We start from the raw sequence: 20,397 nt of genomic DNA on the forward strand, positions 1-20,397 counted from the left end.
GCCGCCGCCACGCGGCCCGCCAGATCCTCCTCCTGGAAGTCGTTCAGCAGGAAGCCGACCGAGCCGCAATTCATGCCGTAGATCGGCCGTTTCCGCTCGACGCAGCGATGCAGCGTCTCCAGCAGGAAGCCGTCGCCGCCCAGGGCCACGATCACATCGGCCGATTCCGGAGTGTACTGGCCCCAGCGGGCGACGAGCCGGGCCTGGGCCGCCAGGGCCTCGGCGGTGTCGGCGGCGAGAATCGCCATGCGGGGCGAGGCCGGGGCGGAAGAGGCGGAGGTCATGGCCGGCGACTGTAGCCGAAGGGGAACCCTGGTCTACCCCGAGCGTGAGCGACTGTGAAAGGGCCGTTCACGCTCGTTTCACGGAAGAAGGGAGAGAGTGTCCCTGTCATCGACGAAAGAAAGCCGAGAGGAGGTAGGGGATGATGATCCCGGCTTTGATGGGGACGTTCGTGACGATCGCCGTGCTGCTGTCCCGGTGCGGCCTGCGCTTCGCGGTGGTGACCGCCGGCACGGCAGTGTCGGGCACCCTGCTGATGCTGACGCTGGCGTGACTCAGCCGCCGGTCACGCTCATGTGCCGCGCCACGGCGGGCTGCATGTGGCGCCGGTCGATGAAGAAGTCGTGCCCCTTGGGCTTGCGCAGGATGGCCTCGCGAATCGCGGCTTCCAGCGCGGCGTCGGACCGGTCGCCGCGCAGCGGCGTCCGCAGGTCGGCGGCATCGTCCTGGCCCAGGCACATGTAGAGGGTGCCGGTGCAGGTCAGCCGCACCCGATTGCAGCTTTCGCAGAAATTATGGGTGAGCGGGGTGATGAAGCCGAGCCTTCCGCCCGTCTCCTCCACCCGGACATAGCGCGCCGGCCCGCCGGTGGCGTAGTCGGTCTCGGTCAGCGTCCAGCGCCGGGCGAGGTCGGCCCGCACCTGCGACAGCGGCAGGTACTGGTCCAGCCGGTCCTCGCCGCCGATGTCGCCCATCGGCATGACCTCGATCAGCGTCAGGTCGTGGCCGTTCTCGCCGCACCAGCGGATCAGCGAATCGAACTCGTCGTCATTGACGCCCTTCAGCGCCACGGCGTTGATCTTGATCCGGATGCCGGCGGCCTTGGCCGCGGCGATGCCGTCCATCACCTTGTCGAACTTGCCCCAGCGGGTGATGGCCAGGAACTTGGCCGGGTCCAGCGTGTCGAGGCTGACATTGATCCGGCGGATTCCGCAGGCGGCCAGGTCCTCGGCATAACGGGCCAGCTGGCTGCCATTGGTGGTCAGCGTCAGCTCCTCCAGCGCGCCGGTGCCGAGATGCCGCGACAGGTTGCGGATCAGGGTCATCACGTCGCGCCGCACCAGCGGCTCGCCGCCGGTCAGCCGCAGCTTGCCGACGCCGAAGCGGATGAAGGCGCTGCACAGCCGATCCAGCTCCTCCAGCGTCAGCAGCTCCGCCTTCGGCAGGAAGGTCATCTCCTCCGCCATGCAGTAGACGCAGCGGAAGTCGCAGCGATCGGTCACCGAGACGCGCAGATACTTGATGGCGCGGCCGAACGGATCCACCAACGGGGCGCTGGAGGACGGGGAGGGATCGATCTTGGGCGTCGGCGACTGGAGCGTCATATACGGCAATATAGTGCGCCCCCTCGCCGAACGCGATAGGCCGCCCATGGCAGAGCGCGTATGCTTTTCCGCGATGTGGAAAGACAGCGGGGACCGATGATCCACAGACTGATCGGCGTGCTGCTGCTGGTGGTCGGCGCCTTCACCGTGTTCGGCGCAGTCACAGGTGCGTGGGATCGCGAACAGTGGCGCCGGGACGCGGTCTGGGTCCAGGGCGTGGTGCTGCCGCCCGGGGCCGGAGAGCGATCGACGCCGGCGCTGGCCGCGGCGAAGACCGTGGTGCGCCTGGGCACGCTGCGCGCCATCTACGCCGCCGTCGACACCGGCCTCGCGACGGCCCCACAGCCGGGCGAGCGCGTGGCCGTCCTGATCGATCCCGACCGGCAGGATCAGGCCGTGCTCAACGATCCCCTGGCGATCTGGGGCGACCAGCTGATCGCCGGCGGCATCGGGGCGGTCATGGCGCTCGTCGGGCTGGGAATGATGCGCCGCCGGTCGCGCCGTCCGGCGAAGACGGGCGACGCCGCGGCGGCGCTCGCGTCGGTGATGCGGCAGGTTGCCGAGCGGCGGGCGCAGGCTAGGTCGGCCCCGGCGCAAGCGGCGACGCGGCAGACGGCAGCGCAGCCCTCGGTGCGACCGGTCGCCTCGGGCAACGTGGTCCAGCGCATGCGCGACGCCCCGGTCACCGTGCAGCGGGCGGGCGGCCCCGCCGTGACCCGCGTGATCGAGCGGCCGAGCGGCGTTCTGCCGATCCTGATCTTCGTCATCGTGGTGCTGGCCTTGGCCGCCTATCTGGTCATGGGGGCGTAGCGGCGGAGTCGCCCTATCGCTGCGGGAAGGCCCGGCCCTGCAGCTGGAGATTCTCAAGGCGGATCGGCGGCGGCGGCAGGGGCGACAGGGCCAGGACCCGCTGCAGCGCCTGCCGGTCGACATCCTTCACCCCGGTCGATTGCGTCACCGCGGCCGAGCTGATGGTGCCGTCGACCTCGATCGTGACGACGATGGTGAAGGGGGTGACCCCCGGAAGCTTCCCGGTCAGCTGCCAACGCATGCGGCCGTTCAGCATCTCGCCATAGTCGTTCAGGCGCTGCGTGAAGACCTCCTCGGAGACCGGCTGGGCCTCCGCCTGCTGGCCGGCGTCCGGCGCCGGCAAAGGCTCGATCGGCGCGGGAATCGTCGCTGCGTCATCGCTCTCGGAGGTCAGGACCTGGAACGGCAGGCCGGGCTGCGCCGGCCTCTCGCCGCCGGCCGCCACGGCCTCTCCGCCGGGCGGCGGTGGAGGCTTGTCGACCTCGGACGGCTCGGCCGCGTCGGACAGGGGGCTTTGGCCGACGCTGAAGGGCGGGACCCAGCCGGCCACGGCCGGTTTCGACGCCGGGGCCTGGCCGGTGCTGTCCGGCGGCGGTTCGGTCGTCCCGGCCGCCGGGGCGGTGGATGCCGTCGCGAGGCCCTCATCCGCTGGGTCTGAAGCTGCGGGCGGGAGCGGATCGGCTTCAGCCGTCGCCGCCGCGTTATCCGTCGGGGGCAAGTCGTCCAGGCGGACGAGATCGACGGAAATCGGCGGGGTCGCGGCGGGGAGGCTGCAGCGCTGCGGCAGCAGCGCGAGAATGACGGCGAGATGGAGCAGCGCGGAAGCGGCGAAGGACAGGCCGCTCATCCGAGGACGCGACACACCCGACCGACCCTGCCGTTTCACCGATTGCCCCACCCCCGAGATGCATCACTATGGCGCATCCATCAGGGGTGAGGCAGGTGTCTTGGTGAGAGGGCTCGATCGGTGACGGTATCGGACATGATGGCCGGCGTGATCCTGGCCGGCGGCCTGGCCCGGCGCATGGGCGGCGGCGACAAGGCGCTGCGGCCGCTCGGCGGCGTCACTCTGCTCGATCGGGTGATCGCCCGGGCCGCGCCGCAGGTCTCAGCGCTCTGGCTCAACGCCAATGGCGACCCGGCCCGCTTCGCCCGCTGGGGCCTGCCGGTGGTGCCCGACGACGTGCCGGGCGCGCCCGGGCCGCTGGCCGGTATCCTGGCGGCGCTGGACCGGGCGGCGGCGGCCCGGCCGGAGATCGAGCTGGTGGCCAGCTTTCCCTGCGACGCGCCCTTCATCCCGCGCGACCTGGTGGCGCGGCTGGCCTCGGCGCGGCGCGATGATGGGGCAGCGATCGCCATCGCCGCCTCCGGCGGCCGGATCCATCCGGTGGTGGCGCTGTGGCCGGTGGCGCTGCGCCACGACCTGCGGCAGGCGCTGGTCGGGGAGGGCCTCCGCAAGGTCGAGCGCTGGGCCGGCCGTCACGGTTTCGCCGTGGCCGAGTTCGGCTGCGACCCGGTCGACCCCTTCCTCAACGGCAACACCCCGGAGGATCTGGCGGAAGCGGAACGGCTGCTGGCGCGGCATCCGGAGCTGGCCTGACGGCAGCTTTGCGCCGCAGGGTCAGCGCCCGGGATCGATCCGGAACGGGATGTACAGGTTGGCCAGCCGCGCCGGCGGCGCCGGAACCGGCGAGGCGCTGCGCAGCTTCCGCAGGATCTCCGCATCGACTGTCGCCGAGCCGGAGGACCGGGTCACCTCGATCGCGCTCAGGGACCCGTCGGCCTCGATCGTCACCGTCGCGCCAACAGTCATCTGGTCGCGCACCATCGAGCTGACGCTGCGCACGCGACGGCCGAGATAGCCCTGCAGCTGGGCCGCATAGTCGGCCTTGACCTGCGCGCTGGCGGCCGGGGCGGCAGCGGGCGGGGGTGCCGTCTGCCGTGGCAGCGCGGCGGTCTGGGACGGAGCCTCGGCCGGCTGCTCGACGGACCGGCGCTGCTGCTGCCGTTGCGGCCGCCGCTCGGCCGGCGGCTTCGGCCGGGCCGCGGGTGGCGGCACGATCTCCGGTTCCTCGGCCTGCACGGTCTCCGGAACGGCGGCAACCACGGACTCGCTCTCGCCGGTCGTGGTCACCACCTCCGGCGGCGGCTCATCGGGCGCCTGCTCCGGCGGCTGGATCTCGGCGGTCTCGGTCACCGGCGTCTCGGCCGGCGGGGGCGGTTCCTCGGTCACGGCCTCGACCGGCTGGTCCGGCACCGTGTCGGGCGGCACCGTCTGCATCGGCTGCACTGGTTCGGAGGGCACCGTCTCAACCGGCTCCGCCTGCGCGGTCTCGACCGGGTCCGCCGTGTCGACCGCCTCCGAGGTCCCGGCGAAGCTGGGCATCTCGATCGCCATCGGCGTCTCGGCCGGCGTCGGCGCGGCCGACCCGGTCAGGCTGGGCAGCAGCGCCCAGACCACGCCGCCATGGATCAGCGCGGACGCGGCATAGGCGATGCCGCGTCCCGACAGGCGCAGGCGGATCATGGCGCGGTCGGCGCGGCGCCGGCCCCGGGTGTCCCGGCCGTGGTGGCCGGCTGCGGCGCCATCCCCTGGGCGATCAGCGACACCTTGGCGAAGCCGGCCTGGCCGACCACGCCCATCGCCTCCATCACCTTGCCATAGGGCACGTCGCGGTCGCCGCGGACATAGACGATGGCGTCCGGATTGGCCTGGTGCGCCGCAGCCAGCGCCGCCGGCGCCGTCTCCGGCGTCAGCACCTGGCCGTTGTCGATCGACCAGGTGCCGGCCTTGTCGACAGTCAGGATCACCGGCTTCTGCGGCTGGCCGATCTTGGCGGCGCTGGTCTTCGGCAGGTCGACCGGCACGCCGACCATCATCAGCGGTGCGGCGACCATGAAGATGATCAGCAGCACCAGCATGACGTCGACCAGCGGCGTGACGTTGATCTCGGCCAGCGGCGCGTAGTCGTCGCCGTCGCCGCCGGAATCGAGCAGGACGCCGGCCATTACTCGGCGGCCTCGCGCCGGGCGGCAGCGGCGCCGCGGCGCGTGCCGGACAGGTGCTCGGCCATCTGGCCGATCGCGGTGATGAAGGTCTGGTTGATCCGGCGCAGATCGGTCGAGAACTTGTTGTAGGCCATCACCGCCGGGATCGCCGCGACCAGGCCGACCGCGGTGGCGAACAGCGCCTCGGCGATGCCGGGGGCCACCACCGCCAGGCTGGTGTCCTGCGAGCTGGCGATCGAGGTGAAGCTGTTCATGATGCCCCAGACGGTGCCGAACAGCCCGACGAAGGGCGCGGCGGAGCCGATCGTGGCCAGGAAGGGCAGGCCCAGCTCGCGCCGGCGCACCACCTCGCCGGCGGCGCGGCGCATGGCGCGCTCGATCCGGTCGCGGCACTCGGCCCGGCTCTCCTCATGGTCGACCGCCCGCCACTGGGCCAGCCCGGCCTCGACGATCGGCCGGGCCGGGTCGGCCGGGATCACGTCGATCTCGTGCTCGGTGTCGACGCGCCGGCGCAGCGCGGCGGCGGCGCGGCGCAGCCGGCCGATGGTGAACAGCTTGTCGATGACGATGCCCCAGCAGCCGATGGAGGCCAGGACCAGCAGCGCCAGCACGCTCTGGACGATGACGTCCGCCTGCTGCACCAGGGCGATGATCGAGAGATCGTGCGTCATGCGTGGCCTCCTCAGCGCATCAGGGCGACGGGCAGGCGGGATTTGGTCTCGACCCGGTCGATGCAGTCGGCCACCGCGCCGGCTTCGGTGCGGCAGTCGAGCACGTCATTGACCAGCACCGAGCCGATGGCGTCGCAGGCCAGGCCGGAGATCTCGAAGGCCTTGACGCTGGTCTTGCGGGCGCGCAGCGGCGCCGCGTCCACCGCCAGGCGCTTGCGGATGGCCCCGTCGGTGCCGAAGAAGACGAGGTCCAGCTTGAACGACTGGTAGGCGTCGTCGCCGGTGCCGAACACCATGTTCACGGCGCAGTTCTGGCCGCGCGGCTCGAGCGTGTTGAGCTCCAGGCTGACATCGTTGGGGGACGCCTCGGCGGCGAGAGCCGGCGCCGCGGAAAAGGCCAGGAGCAGGGCGGAGAGCGCGGACACTGATTGGCGTCGGCTGGTCATGATGTCCTCAAAGCGGAACAAGGAAGGGCCTGTCGGAATGCGGGTTGGCAACGATCTCGACCGGGCAGCCGAACACGGCCTCCACGGTCGCAGCGGTCAGCACACCGGCCGGCGGCCCGGCGGCGAAGACGCGGCCGCGGCGCAGCAGCACCACCTCGTCGGCGAAGCGGGCGGCCTGGTTCAAATCGTGCAGGATCGCCAGCACGCCGGTGCCGGCATCGGCCAGGCCGCGGGCGACGCGCAGCACCGTGGATTGGTGGGCCAGGTCGAGGCTGGCGGTCGGTTCGTCCAGCAGCAGATAGGCCGGGGCGCCCGCGGTGCCGTGGATCTGGGCCAGCGCCCGGGCGAATTGCACGCGCTGCTGCTCGCCACCGGACAGGGTGGGATAGGAGCGGTCGGCGAGGGCCGTTACGTCGGCGGCAGCCATGGCCGCGTCGACGGCCCGGCGGTCGGCGGCGGCATCGGCGACGCCGCGATGCGGGCCGCGGCCCAGCGCCACCACCTCGCGGGCGGTCAGCGGGAAATCCAGCGTCACCTGCTGCGGCAGCACCGCCCGGCGCCGGGCCATGGCCACCAGGTCCCAGCCGGAGATCGGCGTGCCGTCGAGCGTGATCCGGCCGGCCGCCGGCGCGATCTCGCCGCAGAGGCAGCGCAGCAGCGTCGACTTGCCGGCGCCGTTCGGGCCAATCACGGCTGTGAGTCGGCCAGGAGCGATTGTGAGGTCGACGCCGTCGAGCAATGGCGTCCGGCCGATGCGGTAGGCGAGGGCTTCGGCACGGATCACGGCTCGACCCTCCGCCGGCGCAGCAGCAGCGCCAGGAAGACGGGGGCGCCGAGGCCGGTGGTGACGATGCCGATCGGCAGCTCGGCCGGCGCCACGGCGATGCGAGCGATCAGGTCGGCGCCGAGCATCAGCGCGGCGCCCAGCAGGGCCGAGGCCGGGAGGAGGCCGCGATGGTCGGCGCCGATCACCAGCCGCAGCATGTGCGGCACCAGCAGCCCGACGAAGCCGATCATGCCGCTGACCGCGACCGCGGCGCCCACCGCCAGCGCCACCGTGCCGACCAGCAGGCGCGTCACCTTTTCGACCGGGAAGCCCAGATGCAGGGCCACGGCCTCGCCCAGCAGCATGCCGTTCAGGGCGCGGGCGGCCAGGGCGACGGCGGCCAGCAGCACCAGGGCGAAGGGGACGACCGACAGCACCGAGGTCCAGGTCGCGCCGCTCAGGCTGCCCATCGTCCAGAAGGTGATGGTCCGCATCGCGTTCTCATCGGCCTTGAACACGATGTAGCCGGTGCCGGTGGCCACCAGCGCGTTCACCGCGATGCCGGACAGCAGCATCATGGTCACCGACACCCGGCCCTCGCGCTTCGATAGGCGGTAGACGGCGATGGTGGTGGCGAGGCCGCCGAGGAAGGCGGCTAGCGGCAGGGCGTAGAGGTTCAGCAGCGGGATGCCGGCCAGCGCGGCAGGCAGGCCCAGCGAGATCACCGCCACGCCGGCGAAGGCGGCGCCGCCGCTGACGCCGATCAGTCCGGGATCGGCCAGCGGGTTGCGGAACAGCCCCTGCATCATCGCGCCGGAGACGGCGAGCACGGTACCGACCATGGCGCCCAGCAGCGTCCGCGGCAGCCGGATGGCGTCGATGATGGCGGCGTCGCGCGCAGCCACGGCGTCGATGCCGCCGAGCCCGAGATGGTGGCCCAGGACGACCAGCACATCGCCGACCGGGATGTCCGCCGGCCCGATGCTGATGCTGGCCAGCACCGCCGCGGCCAGCAGCAGCACCAGCCCGGCCAGGGTCAGCGACAGGCGCCGGGCCCGCCGCTGCTCCGCCGGGGCCGGGACTGCGCCGCTGGCGGCGAGCACCGTCACGAGCCTGCGCTCCAGGCCCGGTCGGGCAGGGCGGGCGGGGTCCGGTCGGGGTGCAGCACGGCCGCCAGGTCGCGCGCCGCCTGCGGCGTCCGCGGCCCGAAGCCGAGGATGTAAAGCGAATCCATCGCGATGATCCGGCCCGCCTTGGCGGCCGGGGTCTGGGCGAAGACCGGCAGCGCGGCGATCGCCGCCATCCCGCCATTCGGCTCGACCGCGTGGCTGGCGATCACCACCACCTCCGGCGCCGCGGCGGCCACCGCCTCGGGCGACAGCGGCTTGTAGCGCTCGACCTCGCCGACCGCGTTGGTGCCGCCGGCCAGGCGGATGATGCCGTCCGCCGCCGTGCCGTTGCCGCCGCCCAGCGGCGTGCCCTGGGTGATCGACAGCACGAACAGCACGCGCGGCTTCGATGGCACCTGGGCGACGGCGGCCGCCACCGTGGCGAAATCGGCGCGGACCGCCTGGCTGAGCCCCGGATCGGGCACGCCGAGCGCCTTCTCCACGCCCACGATCTTCGCCACCACGCCCTCGGCGGTGAAGGCCTCGGGCAGCGCCTCGACCGGCGTGCCGGCGGAGCGGATCTGCTCGAGCACCGCCGGCGGGCCGGCCGACACCGTGGTCAGCAGCAGGTCGGGGCTCAGCGCCAGGATGCCCTCGGCCGCAAGCTGGCGCAGATAGCCGACGCTCGGCCGCTCCCGGGCTGCGGGCGGGTACAGGCTGGTTGTGTCGACCCCGACGATGCGGTCCTCGGCATGCAGGGCGTAGACGATCTCGGTCAGGTCGCCGCCGGCGACGACGACGCGCTTCGGCTCCGCCCGGGCGGGCAAGGCCATGGCGACCAACGCCGCGATGGCGAGAGGGAGCAGGGCGCGCATCAGACGGCCCCCAGGGCGCTGACCTTGGCCACCAGCGCGCGCCAGTCGGCCCGCTCCGGCTGGCCCGGCTTGCGGGCGCCGAACAGCATCGCCATCAGCGTGCCGTCGACATCGAACAGCTCCAGCGAGGTGACGACGCCGTCCTTGGTCGGCTTCCGCACCACCCAGGCGCTGTCGATCCGGTCCTCGCGCAGATGCAGGTTGAAGCCGGGGTCCAGCACGTTCAGCCAGGGGCCCATGTCGTGCAGCCGGTGCACCGGGCCGGTGTGGATCTGGATGCAGCCGGGGTTGCCGACGAAGACCATGATCGCGGCGCCGCTCGCGGCCGCATCGGTCAGCACCCGGCGCAGCGCGTCGCGGCCGACCGGCTCGGCCCGCTGCGGCCCGGCCAGGCGCATCGCCTGCAGCCGGTCGAGGCGGTGCGACTTCAGCAGGCCGAAGAACTGATGCGTGTCCTCCATCGCGTCCCAGCCGGCGCGGAAGCCGCCGACATCGATCTCGGCATCGTCCAGCACAGCCGGGCGGGCGATCTCCTGCGGCGCCAGCGCCGGGGCCTGTTCGGCATGCCGGAAGCGCTCGACCAGGGCGGCGAAGGCGGCGCGGTCGCTGCCCTCGGTCAGGAAGATCTTGTGCACCGCGGTGCCGGCGGCGTCGAAGAACTGCAGGCTGGGCTTGGGGTGATCGGCGCCGCCGACCGCGAAGCCATGCGCCCAGCGGGTGTAGAACAGGCGCAGGTCGATCTCGGCGCCCAGCGCCAGCCCGACATGGCTGCCGGCCGAGACGTTCCGGTACACGCCGGTCTTCTCATGCACCACGCTCTCGTTGCGGGTCAGCGCCATGACCGGGCCCAGCGCCTCGACCGCCTGCAGGATCGTGCTCCAGTCCCCGCCGATCCGGCCCCCGTCAATCCTGACTGTGCCGGCGCCGATCTGGGAGGCGACCAGCTCGCCCTCGCTGACGCCCAGCTCCGCCGCGGCGTCGCGGGCGCGCAGCTGCGGCTTCCCGGCCCGCAGCGCCGCCCAGCGCGCGGCGAGGGCGGTCGGCGGGGCGGGGAGGTCGGATTCGAGGCTCTGCATCATGCTCTCCGATCACCGGGGGCGAAGGGCGCCGGCGGCCGGCGGGGTGCGACAGGACATGCGAAAACGCGGCCGAAACAGGGGCCGCCGGGACTGCGAAGCATGACGAGAACCTGTTCGGGCGACGGGTTCTCGCGCAGACCTGGCGGTGGGCAGTGCCCGGCTTGCTGGGGGCGCGAGCGAGAGAGGGCTACTTGGTCAGGATCAGCTTGCTGTTGCGGGTGATCCGCAGGCGGTAGACATCCTCGCCGTGCTGGATGGTCAGCTCGCGGCGGGCGCCGAACAGGTCGCGGGTGTCGAGGCTGGCAGGGGCGGGCCGCTGCGGCTCGACGGCATGCGCTATGGGTTGATCCAGCATGGTCCCCATCCACGGTGAGATTGATCGGACAAGACGATGTTGAGAGTCATTCTCATATCCATCGGTGCTGGTCAAGCAAATGCGTGTCATTCCTAATTGCATTTGTCGGAAATGGTTTGCAATGAGGCGAGACCGGGCCGGAAACCTCCGGAAACGCGATGCTTGGTGCGGACCGCCCCGGCGCGCATATAATGCGGGCATCGATGAACGCCGCGGAGATGAGTGCGGATGAAGCCAGAGGCCAGGCGATGACCGAGGTTCAGGAGATCGAGCGCAGGCCGGCGGACCGGCCGGTCCAGCCTTCAACCGGCCTTTCCGTCTGCGAGGACCGCGTGGTCGAGCGCTTCCTCGACCGTCCCGCCGCTCCGCGCAGCGATACCGACCTCCTGCACCGGCTCAATCACAGCCTGTTCGACGAGCCGGAGTACCGGTCATCCGTGCCCAGCCTGCGCAGCCTGATGATGCTGGCGGCGGTGGCGCTGCTGGCGGTGGGGACGGCGGCGCTGGTCGGCACCGCCTGGCACGACCTGAGCGGCGGCGGGACCCCGCAGCAGGAGGTCCGCTGAGCCGCCCGCCCGGTCCGATGGCCTCAGCTGTCGTATTGCAGCAGCGAGACCAGCGGCGCGTCGATCCTCTCGCGGCCGCCGAGGAAGGACAGCTCGATCAGGCAAGCCGCGCCGCGGACATCGGCGCCGACACGGCGCAGCAGCTGGATCGCCGCCGTCATGGTGCCGCCGGTGGCCAGCAGGTCGTCCAGCACCACCACCTTCATTCCCGGCTTGATCGCGTCGGCCTGGATCTCGATCGCATCCGACCCGTATTCGAGATCGTAGAGATGGCCGATCGTCTCGCCCGGCAGCTTGCCGCGCTTGCGGCACATCACGAAGCCGCAGCCTAGTACATAGGATAGTGGTGCCGCCGCCAGGAACCCACGAGATTCGATCCCGACCAGGAGGTCCGGCTGCCACTCCCGGACCTTGTCCGCAAGGCTGTCCACGGCATGCCGCCATGCTTGCGGGTGGGCCAGCAGCGGCGAGATGTCGTAGAACAGGATGCCTGGCTTGGGAAAATCCGGAATGCCGCGTATGTGCGACTTGAGATCCATGAGACGTCCTTGGTTGCGGGCCGGAGCGACCCTGCATCGTAGTGCCTGCGGCCCGAAAGGCAATTCGCAGGTGCGGGAACCAGCTGCCGGGGAGACCGCGCGGTGACGGCAGCAGCGGCGACCGCCGATGCCGAGGCCCGCATCGACAGCCGCGTCGAGAGCGGCGTCACCCGGCTGCATCTCGAGGGGCCATGGGTGACGCGGGCTGCGGCACCGCTGGACCGCGAGCTGTCGGAGCTGGTGCAGAAGTCGGTGAAGGGCCAGGTGGTGCTGGACCTGTCCGGCGTCACCCGGCTGGACACGGTCGGCGCCTGGCTGGTGCATCGCACCCAGGAGGATCTCGCGGCGGCCGGCGCCACCGTCCGGGTCGAGGGCGTCTCCGACGATCAGAAGGGCCTGCTGGAAGCGGTGTCGCGGGTCGAGCGCGACGAGCCGATCAAGCAACCCCAGCGCAACATCCTGTACGAGCTGGCGTACCGCACCGGCAAATCGACCTACCATTTCCGTGACGAGGCGCTGGCGCTGCTGAGCTTCCTCGGCATGCTGGTGGTCAAGAGCATCGCCACGCTGCTGCGGCCGAGCCGGATCCGCTTCACGGCGCTGGCCCACAACATCGAGGCCACCGGCCTCAACGCCATGCCGATCGTCGGCCTGCTGTCCTTCCTGATCGGCGTGGTGCTGGCCTATCAGGGGGCGGACCAGCTCAGCCGGTTCGGTGCCCAGATCTTCGTGGTCAACCTGCTCGGCGTCTCGGTGCTGCGCGAGCTGGGCGGCCTGATCACCGCGATCATCGTCGCCGGCCGTTCCGGCTCGGCCTTCACCGCGCAGATCGGCACCATGCAGGTGAACCAGGAGGTCGATGCGATGGAGACGCTGGGCCTCGACCCGATCGAGGTGCTGGTGATCCCGCGGGTCTTTGCCCTGGCCATCACCCTGCCGCTGCTGACCTTCTACGCCAACATCATGGCGATCTTCGGCGGCGGGCTGATGTCGTATTTCGTGCTCGACATCAGCGCGCCGCAGTTCCTGCAGCAGTTCAAGGCGGCGATCAGCGTCGGCACCTTATGGGTCGGCATGATCAAGGCCCCGGTCTTCGCCTTCGCCATCGCCATGGTCGGCTGCTATGAAGGGCTGAAGGTGTCGGGCAGCGCCGAGAGCGTCGGCCGCCTGACCACCCAGTCCGTCGTCGTCTCGATCTTCCTGGTGATCGTGCTCGACGCGCTGTTCTCCATCCTGTTCGCCACCCTGGGGGTCTGATCATGAGCGAGGATCCCGGCAGGCCGGGCCAGGCGCAGGACGAGGACGTCGCGATCCGCGTGCGCGGCCTCAAGACCCAGTTCGGCGCCCAAGTCATCCATGAGGGGCTGGACCTCGACGTCCGGCGCGGCGAGGTGCTGGGCGTGGTCGGCGGCTCCGGCACCGGCAAGTCGGTGCTGCTGAAGGAGATCATCGGCCTGATCCGCCCCGCCGCCGGCAACATCGAGGTGCTGGGCGTCGACATGGACGCGGCCGGCGAAGCGGAACGCAGGGCGGTGCAGCGGCGTTGGGGGGTCATGTTCCAGGATGGCGCCCTGTTCAGCTCGATGACCGTCGCCGAGAACATCCAGGTGCCGATGAAGGAGTACACCCGGCTGTCGCACCACATGATGGACGAACTGGCGCGGGTGAAGATCGCGATGGCGGGGCTGGCCTGCAGCGCCGGGCTGAAGCACCCGTCAGAGCTGTCCGGCGGCATGCGCAAGCGAGCGGCCCTGGCCCGGGCGCTGGCTTTGGATCCTGAGATCATCTTCCTGGACGAGCCGACCGCCGGCCTCGACCCGATCGGCGCCGCCGCCTTCGACCAGCTGATCTCCGAGCTGCAGCGCAGCCTCAAGCTGACGGTGTTCATGGTCACCCACGATCTCGACAGCCTGGTCACGATCTGCGACCGCATCGCCGTGCTGATCGACAAGAAGATCCTGGTCGACACCTACGAGAACCTGCTCAAGGTCGACCATCCCTGGATCCAGGAATATTTCCACGGGCCGCGCGGTCGCGCGGCGGCGGCCGAGCATGCCGCCCTGGAACATGAACGCCAGGACCACGAACGGACGGGAGCAGAGGGCTGAGATGGAGACGCGTGCGAGCTATGTCGCCGTCGGCAGCTTCGTCCTGATTCTGATGGTCGGGCTGGTGGTCTTCGCCGTCTGGCTCGGCGGGTCCGGGCTGCGCGAGAATGCCGAGCGGTACCTGATCTACTTCTCCGGCAACGTCACCGGGCTGCAGGAAGGCAGCCAGGTGCGCTACCGCGGCATCCCGGTCGGCTCGGTCGAGGATGTCCGCATCGATCCATCGAATGTCGAGCGGGTGGAGGTCCGGATCGCGGTCCGGCCGAACACCCCGATCGTCAAGGGCACGGTGGCGTCGCTGGAGATCCAGGGCCTGACCGGCGGCGCCTTCATCCTGCTCAGCGGCGGCGCCCAGGGCGCAGCGAGGCTGGAGAAGGAGGAGGGCAAGGAATACGCGGTGATCCCATCGCGCCAGTCCGGGCTGCAGGCGATCGTCGATACCGTGCCGCAGCTGCTCGACCGGCTGTCGGAGATCTCGCGCGAGGTCCAGAAGATCTTCTCCGAGGACAACGTCCGGAACATCTCCGAAGTCCTGGCCAATGTGAACACCCTGACCGCGACGCTGGCGCAGCGCTCGGCCCAGCTCGCGAGCACGATCGAGCGGATCGACACGCTGACCCAGAATGTCGACGGGTTGGTCACGGAAGCGCGAACCGACCTGGACCGCATCACCACCGGCGCCAACGGCTTCCTGTCGACCACCAACACCCAGGTCAACGCCGCCGTGGCCGATGCCCGCGAGATGATCGCCTCGCTGCGACAGAGCGCCGACGGCGTGGCCCGCCTGCTGAAGCAGTCCGGCCCGGGGGTGGAGAGCTTCTCCACCGACGGGCTCTACGAGATCACCCAGCTGATCACCCAGCTCCGCCAGCTGACCGACAACCTGAACCGGACGCTGTCGCGGCTCGACCGCAGCCCGGCGCAGTTCCTGTTCGGCGGCTCGTCCGGCGGCGTTCCGCCGAAGGGTTCCTCGAGGTGAAGATGAGCTTTTCCCCCCTGTCCCGGCGCCTTTTCCTGCGGCACGCCGCACTCTCCTCGGCCGCGGCCGGCCTCGCCGGCTGCGGCGGGATCAGCGCGCTGGCCCCGCCGGCGCCGCAGGTCTACGAGCTGACGCCGAAGAACACCTTCGATGCCAATCTGCCGAAGGCGACCTGGCAGCTCCTGGTCGACATGCCGACGGCCAATGCCGGCATCGACACCGACCGGATCGCGATCAGCGAGAGCCAGACCTCGCTCGACTATTTCGCCAAGGTGGCCTGGGTCGACCGCGCCCCGGCGATGGTGGTGGGCCTGCTGGTCGAGAGCTTCGAGAACACCGGCAAGATCGTCTCGGTCGGCCGGCAGATCTCCGGCCTGCGCGCCAACTACGTGCTGCAGCCCGAGATCCGCGAGTTCCGGGCGGAGCGCTGGCAGGGCCAGCCCTACCGGGTGCGGGTGCGGATCGGTGCCAAGCTGGTGCGCTTCCCGCAGCGGACCATCATCGGCGGCGAGAGCTTCGAGCGGGTGGTCGAGGTGAAGGGGCCGGATTTCACCGATGTGATCCGGGCCTGGGACGAAGCCCTGGGCGGCGTGCTGAAGCAGGTCGTGGAGTGGACGCTGCGCACCGGCGAGCGCGACGACCGCGCCGCGGGCCGGCCGCGGCGACAGGCCTAGAGGCGAAGGCCGGATCGGAGTAGGAGCACGCCGGTCCCGGAGGCCGGCGCGGCGCGTCAGCGGAGCGGCGGCGCCGTCAGCGGGTGACCGTCTGCCAGAAGAAGAAGGCGATGACGCCGACGATGATGACCCACTCTGCACCCATGATCCGGTCCATCCCCATAGTCGTTGCCGCCCTTCATAGCACGACGCGGCCCGATCGCAAGGCGCTCGCCGTGGCGTGATTCCGGCCCGATGTTCGCAAGTGAAAATATTGGCATCGTTTTCGCTTCCCGATTAGCATTCTTTTTCGTCCAGTCACGGGAAGACAAGCGGCCATGAACGCCACGGCGCGGCAGACCCAGATCGTCGAGCTGGTCCGCCAGGAAGGCTATGTCACGGTCGAGACCCTGGCCGAGCGGTTCCAGGTGACGCCCCAGACGATCCGCCGCGATATCTCGCTGCTGCAGGACCGTGCCTTGCTGCGCCGTTTCCACGGCGGCGTTACTGCGCCCGGCAGCGTCGAGAATTTCGCCTATTCCACCCGCCAGGTGCTGTGCCTGGAGGAGAAGCGCCGGATCGCTCAGCTGGTGGCGCGGCAGGTGCCGGACAACGCCTCGCTGTTCCTCAACATCGGCACGACGACGGAGGAGGTGGCACGGGCGCTGCTGGGCCATCGCGGCCTGCGGGTGATCACCAACAACATCAATGTCGCGAACATCCTGTATTCGAATGCGAGCTGCGAGGTGATCGTCGCCGGCGGCGTGGTCCGGGCTCGCGACGGCGGCATCGTCGGCGAGGCGACGCTCGATTTCGTCCGCCAGTTCAAGGTCGATGTCGGGATCATCGGCATCAGCGGCATCGATCAGGACGGCACGCTGCTCGACTACGACTACCGCGAGGTGCGGGTGGCGCGGGCGATCATCGACAATTCGCGCCAGGTGTTCCTGGTGGCCGACCACACCAAGTTCGGCCGCAACGCCATGGTCAGGCTGGCCTCGATCGGCGAGGTCCACGCCCTGTTCACCGACCGCGACCCACCGGCGCCCTTCGGCGACGCGATCGCCGCCACCAGCTGCCACGTCCACGTCGCCGATTGAGGCCGAGTCGGGCTCAGACCAGCCCGTCCTGCTTCAGCCGTGCCACCAGGTCCTTGGCCGCCCGGCTGGCGAGATCGGCGAAGTCGGAGCTGGAATTGCCGCGGGCGGTGGCTTCTCCGGTCCAGATCACGGCGTCGCTGCCGGCCTCCTGCAGCCTGGCCTCGTAGCGGGCCGCCGGCTCGTCGACCCAGCCACCGCCGGCCACGGGGCCGGCGAAGGCGGGGCGGCCGTACCAATACCCGCCGTAGGGCCCAAAGCCGCCATAGGGCCAGAACGGGTCGCCGACATAGGTCGGCGGGATGTAGCGGGTGACGGTGGCGCGCTGGTCGACGGCGATGCGCAGCACGGCGCGGACACCGGCCGTGCGGATCGCCGCAGCCTCCGCCGCCGGCCCGCCGGGTCGCGTCGGCGGCACTAGGTCGATCATCCGCACGGCATGGACCCCGTTCGCACTGAGCTCGGCCACCGCGGCGCTCTCCAGCGCTTCACGCTCCGCCAGCCGCGACGTCTGCGCCGCCACCGCGATCGAGCGGAGGACGGGGCCGCCGCGATAGGCGGGATCGACATAGCCCGCCACGCGGGTCTGCACGCAGGCGCCGAGCAGCAGGGCGGTCAGGGCAAGGACGAGGGCGCGCATCACGCCTCCTGAGAATCGATCTCAGAGAGATGGCGCGGCGGATCGCGGCCGCCAAGGATTGTCATCGCCATTGTGACAAATTTGTCTCTCCCTCGCGAGGACCGGAGCGGAGAAGCGCATATCGCCGCATGCTGCGGCTGGGCTTCCTCGGGCGTCTTGTGTATTCAGGGCGGGTATTCGGAGGCCGTCCGGGGGGAATAATGGCCGTTGCGAGGAAGATTGCCTGTGTCGTTGCTGCGGCCGTCATTTCGGCCTGCGCCGTCGCGGCGACGACGGGAACGGCGGCAGCCAGCCCATGGGCGGAGCCAGGCGATTCGACCCTGCGCAACGATATCCACATCCTGGAGAACTTCCGGCTGATCGACGGCGTGCTGAACGCCTGGCCGCTGCCCTGGGCCCAGATCACCTATCGCCTGGCGAAGGCCGACCGGGATTCGCTGCCGCCCTACGCCCAGGCGGCGCTGGACCGTGTCCGTGCCCGGGCCGCGTCCGAGACCCGGCAGGGCCAATTGCATGCCGAGCTGCGGGCCGACCTGACCAACCAGCCCGCCCTGGTGCGCGGCTTCGACTATACGGCGCGGCAGCGCGGCGAGATCACGGCGTCCTTCGAATACATGGGCGACTCGACCGCGCTGCGGCTGTCGGTCGGCGCTTATTCCCGCTTCGTCAAGGGCGACAGCCCCTGGTACTACGCCGGCGAGGATTCGTTCCAGCCGTCGCTGGACGGCACCTATCTCGCCCAGCGGGTCGACAACTGGATGCTCTACGCCGGGTGGCTCGATCAGTGGTGGGGGCCGGGCGAGACCACCAGCCTGATCCTGTCGACCAACGCCCGGCCGTTCCCCAAGGTCGGGTTCATGCGGTCCAACCCGCACGCCTTCGAGACGCCGTGGCTGAGCTGGATCGGCCCGTGGCAGCTCACCGGTTTTCTCGGCGTCCTGCCGGACGACCGGGTCAACAGCAATACCCTGATGTTCGGGCTGCGGGCCTCGGTCAACCCGATCCCGGGGCTTGAGCTCGGCGCGTCGCGCATCATGATGTTCTGCGGCAGCGGCCGGCCTTGCGGCTTCAGCACCTTCTTCAAGGGCTTCTTCGGCAACACCAACGTCAGCGCCGCGGAGCAGGCCCAGGATCCGGCCAACCAGATTGCCGGCTTCGACGCCCGCTACAGTGCGCAGCTCTTCGGCCAGCCCTTCGAGGTCTATGGCGAACTGACCGGTGAAGACGCAGCCTATTCCTCCATCGGCATCCCGCTGCCGTCGCGCAACGCCGCCGTGCTCGGTGCATCGGTGTGGAACGGGTGGGGCGACGACGGGGCCGTGTGGAAGGTCAATGTCGAATATTCGAATTCGACCGCCAACTTCCTGAACGACAAGATCTTCAGCTATTTCTACGAGAGCGGCGCCTATCCGGACGGCTACCGCTTCTACAAACGGGCGATGGGCGACAGCCTCGACGGCGATGCGGAGCTGTTCGGGGTCACCGGCACCTTCGTCGACAGCGACAACTGGACCTACAAGGCGTCCTACTACCACGCCTACCTGAACCCGACGAACAACCCGCGCAACACGGTCACCCAGAGCAAAGAGAACATCAACATCGTCGATCTCGGCGTCTCGATCCCAATGCGGCGCAACACGGTCGGCATCAACCTTCGGCTGCAGGATGATTCGCCGAACAGCCCGGGCGAGCAGAAGCCGATGGCCGCGTTGGGCGTGTCGACGACGATCCGGTTCTGAGATCTGCCGGTTAGGTTGGGGTCGCGGCGCGCGAACCCAACAAGCCGTGGGACGGCAAGATGTTGGGTTCGCCCGGGCGAACCCAGCCTACGATCTCTACCTCACGGCTCTTCCAGCCGGACGACATCGTCCTCGCCGAGATAGGGTCCGGTGCGGACCTCGATCAGCTCGAGGTCGATCTTGCCGGGGTTCTCGAGCTTGTGGTCGGTGCCGATGGGCAGGTAGACGGCCTCGTTCTCGCGCAGGATGCGGGACTGGCCCTCCATGGTGACGCGGGCGGTGCCGGACAGCACGACCCAGTGCTCGGAGCGGTGGTAGTGGCGCTGCAGGGCGATGGCCTGGCCGGGATGGATCAGCACGCGCTTGACCTGGAAGCGGTCGCCGGCATGGAGCGACTTGACGGTGCCCCAGGGGCGGTAGATCTCGCGGTGGATCACGGCCTCGGGGCGCTTGGCCTTCTTCAGCGCGTCGGTGACGGCCTTGACGTCCTGGACCTGGTCCTTGGCGGCGACCAGCACGGCGTCGTCGGTGGCGATGACGATGGCGTCGTCGAGGCCGATCACGGCGGTGAGGATGCCGTCGGAGCGGACCAGACAGTTCTGCGAGGCGAAGGCCAGGGCGTCGCCCTGGGTGATGTTGCCGTCGGCATCGCGGTCGCCGATCTCCCACAGCGACGACCAGGAGCCGACATCGGTCCAGCCGATCGAGGCGGGGACGACGCCGGCGCGATCGGTCTTCTCCATCACGGCATGGTCGATCGAGATTGAGGGGGCCTGGACGAAGGCGGCGGGGTCGAGGCGCAGGAAGGTCAGGTCGCGCGAGGCGGCCTTCAGCGCGGCGTCGGCGGCGGCGAGGACCTGGGGCGCGTGGCGGGCGCATTCGGCCAGGTACCGGCCGGCGGTGAACAGGAAGATGCCGGCATTCCACAGGTGCCGGCCCTCGGCCAGGAAGCGCTCGGCGGTCTCGCGCGGCGGCTTCTCGACGAAGCGGGCGATGGCGCGGGCGCCGGGGGCTTCGGGGATGTCGTCGCCGGGCAGGATATAGCCGTAGCCGGTCTCGGGCGCGGTCGGCTGCATGCCGAAGGTCATCAGGTGGCCGGCGCGGGCGGCGGGGGATGCCGCGGCGATGGATGCCCGGAAGCCCTTGGGGTCGGCGATGTGGTGGTCGGCGGGCAGCACCAGCATCAGCGTGTCGGGGTCGCGGTCTGCCAGGAAGCGGGCGGCGACGGCGACGGCCGGGGCGGTGTTGCGGGCCGAGGGCTCGAGGATGATGGCGTCGGGGGCGACGCCGATCTGGCGCATCTGCTCGGCGACGATGAAGCGGTGGTCGTCGGCGCAGATGAAGATCGG

The 20,397-nt window shown here is 70.4% G+C and carries 25 protein-coding genes; 10 read left to right on the plus strand and 15 right to left on the minus strand.

Annotated features, from left to right (window positions below):
* The coding region (locus ABDW35_RS11385; RefSeq protein WP_343713984.1) for an NAD(+)/NADH kinase at positions 1 to 248 on the minus strand (248 nt) is incomplete at its 3' end.
* A gap of 176 nt (positions 249 to 424) precedes the next feature.
* Between ABDW35_RS11385 and ABDW35_RS11390 the strand changes: the two genes are divergently transcribed.
* Positions 425 to 556, plus strand: coding sequence for a hypothetical protein (locus ABDW35_RS11390; RefSeq protein ID WP_274519182.1), 132 nt, complete (start codon positions 425 to 427; stop codon positions 554 to 556).
* Between the two features lies 1 nt (position 557).
* Here the strand turns inward: ABDW35_RS11390 and moaA are convergent, their stop codons facing one another.
* On the minus strand, positions 558 to 1,550 hold the full coding sequence (gene moaA / locus ABDW35_RS11395; protein WP_343713985.1) for a GTP 3',8-cyclase MoaA: 993 nt from the start codon (positions 1,548 to 1,550) through the stop codon (positions 558 to 560).
* Between the two features lie 153 nt (positions 1,551 to 1,703).
* Between moaA and ABDW35_RS11400 the strand changes: the two genes are divergently transcribed.
* On the plus strand, positions 1,704 to 2,417 hold the full coding sequence (locus ABDW35_RS11400; protein ID WP_343713986.1) for a hypothetical protein: 714 nt from the start codon (positions 1,704 to 1,706) through the stop codon (positions 2,415 to 2,417).
* A 13-nt stretch (positions 2,418 to 2,430) separates the two neighbouring features.
* Here the strand turns inward: ABDW35_RS11400 and ABDW35_RS11405 are convergent, their stop codons facing one another.
* Complete coding sequence (locus ABDW35_RS11405; RefSeq protein ID WP_343713987.1) at positions 2,431 to 2,967, minus strand: TonB family protein; 537 nt, start codon at positions 2,965 to 2,967, stop codon at positions 2,431 to 2,433.
* Between the two features lie 417 nt (positions 2,968 to 3,384).
* Here ABDW35_RS11405 and mobA point away from each other — a divergent pair, with 417 nt between their 5' ends.
* Positions 3,385 to 4,017 carry a molybdenum cofactor guanylyltransferase MobA gene (mobA, locus tag ABDW35_RS11410; protein WP_343713988.1) on the plus strand — a complete coding sequence of 211 codons (633 nt, stop codon included), beginning with the start codon at positions 3,385 to 3,387 and terminating at the stop codon, positions 4,015 to 4,017.
* Between the two features lie 21 nt (positions 4,018 to 4,038).
* Here mobA and ABDW35_RS11415 read toward each other — a convergent pair whose 3' ends face one another.
* The 9 genes from ABDW35_RS11415 to ABDW35_RS11455 form a co-directional block, all read right to left on the minus strand.
* A complete protein-coding gene (locus ABDW35_RS11415; protein WP_343713989.1) occupies positions 4,039 to 4,944 on the minus strand; it encodes a TonB family protein in 906 nt (301 codons plus the stop codon).
* Positions 4,941 to 5,426: an ExbD/TolR family protein gene (locus ABDW35_RS11420; RefSeq protein WP_343713990.1), complete on the minus strand. Its 486-nt coding sequence runs from the start codon at positions 5,424 to 5,426 to the stop codon at positions 4,941 to 4,943. The genes ABDW35_RS11415 and ABDW35_RS11420 overlap by 4 nt, the downstream gene beginning before the upstream one ends.
* Positions 5,426 to 6,097 carry a MotA/TolQ/ExbB proton channel family protein gene (locus tag ABDW35_RS11425; protein ID WP_343713991.1) on the minus strand — a complete coding sequence of 224 codons (672 nt, stop codon included), beginning with the start codon at positions 6,095 to 6,097 and terminating at the stop codon, positions 5,426 to 5,428. The genes ABDW35_RS11420 and ABDW35_RS11425 overlap by 1 nt, the downstream gene beginning before the upstream one ends.
* Before the next feature lie 11 nt (positions 6,098 to 6,108).
* Positions 6,109 to 6,543, minus strand: a complete 435-nt coding sequence (locus ABDW35_RS11430) for a Tat pathway signal sequence domain protein (RefSeq protein WP_343713992.1) — start codon at positions 6,541 to 6,543, stop codon at positions 6,109 to 6,111.
* 7 nt (positions 6,544 to 6,550) lie between these two features.
* Positions 6,551 to 7,327, minus strand: coding sequence for a heme ABC transporter ATP-binding protein (locus ABDW35_RS11435; protein WP_343713993.1), 777 nt, complete (start codon positions 7,325 to 7,327; stop codon positions 6,551 to 6,553).
* A complete protein-coding gene (locus tag ABDW35_RS11440; RefSeq protein WP_343713994.1) occupies positions 7,324 to 8,418 on the minus strand; it encodes an iron ABC transporter permease in 1,095 nt (364 codons plus the stop codon). The genes ABDW35_RS11435 and ABDW35_RS11440 overlap by 4 nt, the downstream gene beginning before the upstream one ends.
* On the minus strand, positions 8,415 to 9,293 hold the full coding sequence (locus tag ABDW35_RS11445) for an ABC transporter substrate-binding protein (RefSeq protein ID WP_343713995.1): 879 nt from the start codon (positions 9,291 to 9,293) through the stop codon (positions 8,415 to 8,417). The genes ABDW35_RS11440 and ABDW35_RS11445 overlap by 4 nt, the downstream gene beginning before the upstream one ends.
* Positions 9,293 to 10,369, minus strand: coding sequence for a ChuX/HutX family heme-like substrate-binding protein (locus ABDW35_RS11450; protein ID WP_343713996.1), 1,077 nt, complete (start codon positions 10,367 to 10,369; stop codon positions 9,293 to 9,295). The genes ABDW35_RS11445 and ABDW35_RS11450 overlap by 1 nt, the downstream gene beginning before the upstream one ends.
* Before the next feature lie 190 nt (positions 10,370 to 10,559).
* A complete protein-coding gene (locus ABDW35_RS11455; RefSeq protein WP_343713997.1) occupies positions 10,560 to 10,727 on the minus strand; it encodes a hemin uptake protein HemP in 168 nt (55 codons plus the stop codon).
* Positions 10,728 to 10,975: 248 nt separating this feature from the next.
* Here ABDW35_RS11455 and ABDW35_RS11460 point away from each other — a divergent pair, with 248 nt between their 5' ends.
* Entirely contained in the window at positions 10,976 to 11,293 is a 318-nt protein-coding gene (locus ABDW35_RS11460) for a hypothetical protein (RefSeq protein ID WP_343713998.1), read from the plus strand.
* A gap of 23 nt (positions 11,294 to 11,316) precedes the next feature.
* On the opposite strand, the gene ABDW35_RS11465 is transcribed toward ABDW35_RS11460, so the two are convergent.
* Positions 11,317 to 11,832 (minus strand): adenine phosphoribosyltransferase, encoded by a 516-nt coding sequence (locus ABDW35_RS11465; RefSeq protein ID WP_343713999.1) that lies wholly within the window; start codon positions 11,830 to 11,832, stop codon positions 11,317 to 11,319.
* A 102-nt stretch (positions 11,833 to 11,934) separates the two neighbouring features.
* Between ABDW35_RS11465 and ABDW35_RS11470 the strand changes: the two genes are divergently transcribed.
* From ABDW35_RS11470 to ABDW35_RS11490, 5 genes are all read left to right on the plus strand, one after another.
* Positions 11,935 to 13,089, plus strand: coding sequence for an MlaE family lipid ABC transporter permease subunit (locus ABDW35_RS11470; protein WP_343714000.1), 1,155 nt, complete (start codon positions 11,935 to 11,937; stop codon positions 13,087 to 13,089).
* A 2-nt stretch (positions 13,090 to 13,091) separates the two neighbouring features.
* The gene (locus tag ABDW35_RS11475; protein ID WP_343714001.1) at positions 13,092 to 13,940 is read left to right on the plus strand and encodes an ATP-binding cassette domain-containing protein; all 849 of its coding nucleotides are present in this window, start codon (positions 13,092 to 13,094) and stop codon (positions 13,938 to 13,940) included.
* A gap of 1 nt (position 13,941) precedes the next feature.
* Positions 13,942 to 14,919, plus strand: a complete 978-nt coding sequence (locus ABDW35_RS11480) for an MlaD family protein (protein WP_343714002.1) — start codon at positions 13,942 to 13,944, stop codon at positions 14,917 to 14,919.
* A gap of 2 nt (positions 14,920 to 14,921) precedes the next feature.
* Positions 14,922 to 15,593, plus strand: a complete 672-nt coding sequence (locus ABDW35_RS11485; RefSeq protein WP_343714003.1) for an ABC-type transport auxiliary lipoprotein family protein — start codon at positions 14,922 to 14,924, stop codon at positions 15,591 to 15,593.
* 317 nt (positions 15,594 to 15,910) lie between these two features.
* The gene (locus ABDW35_RS11490; protein ID WP_343714004.1) at positions 15,911 to 16,672 is read left to right on the plus strand and encodes a DeoR family transcriptional regulator; all 762 of its coding nucleotides are present in this window, start codon (positions 15,911 to 15,913) and stop codon (positions 16,670 to 16,672) included.
* 13 nt (positions 16,673 to 16,685) lie between these two features.
* Here ABDW35_RS11490 and ABDW35_RS11495 read toward each other — a convergent pair whose 3' ends face one another.
* On the minus strand, positions 16,686 to 17,309 hold the full coding sequence (locus ABDW35_RS11495) for a hypothetical protein (RefSeq protein WP_343714005.1): 624 nt from the start codon (positions 17,307 to 17,309) through the stop codon (positions 16,686 to 16,688).
* A gap of 200 nt (positions 17,310 to 17,509) precedes the next feature.
* Here ABDW35_RS11495 and ABDW35_RS11500 point away from each other — a divergent pair, with 200 nt between their 5' ends.
* Positions 17,510 to 19,048, plus strand: coding sequence for a capsule assembly Wzi family protein (locus tag ABDW35_RS11500; protein ID WP_343714006.1), 1,539 nt, complete (start codon positions 17,510 to 17,512; stop codon positions 19,046 to 19,048).
* A 101-nt stretch (positions 19,049 to 19,149) separates the two neighbouring features.
* On the opposite strand, the gene ABDW35_RS11505 is transcribed toward ABDW35_RS11500, so the two are convergent.
* A partial coding sequence (locus tag ABDW35_RS11505; protein WP_343714007.1) for a mannose-1-phosphate guanylyltransferase/mannose-6-phosphate isomerase occupies positions 19,150 to 20,397 on the minus strand: 1,248 nt, incomplete at its 5' end.

The sequence above is a fragment of the Inquilinus sp. genome, assembly GCF_039594555.1.
Taxonomy (GTDB): Bacteria; Pseudomonadota; Alphaproteobacteria; order DSM-16000; family Inquilinaceae; genus Inquilinus.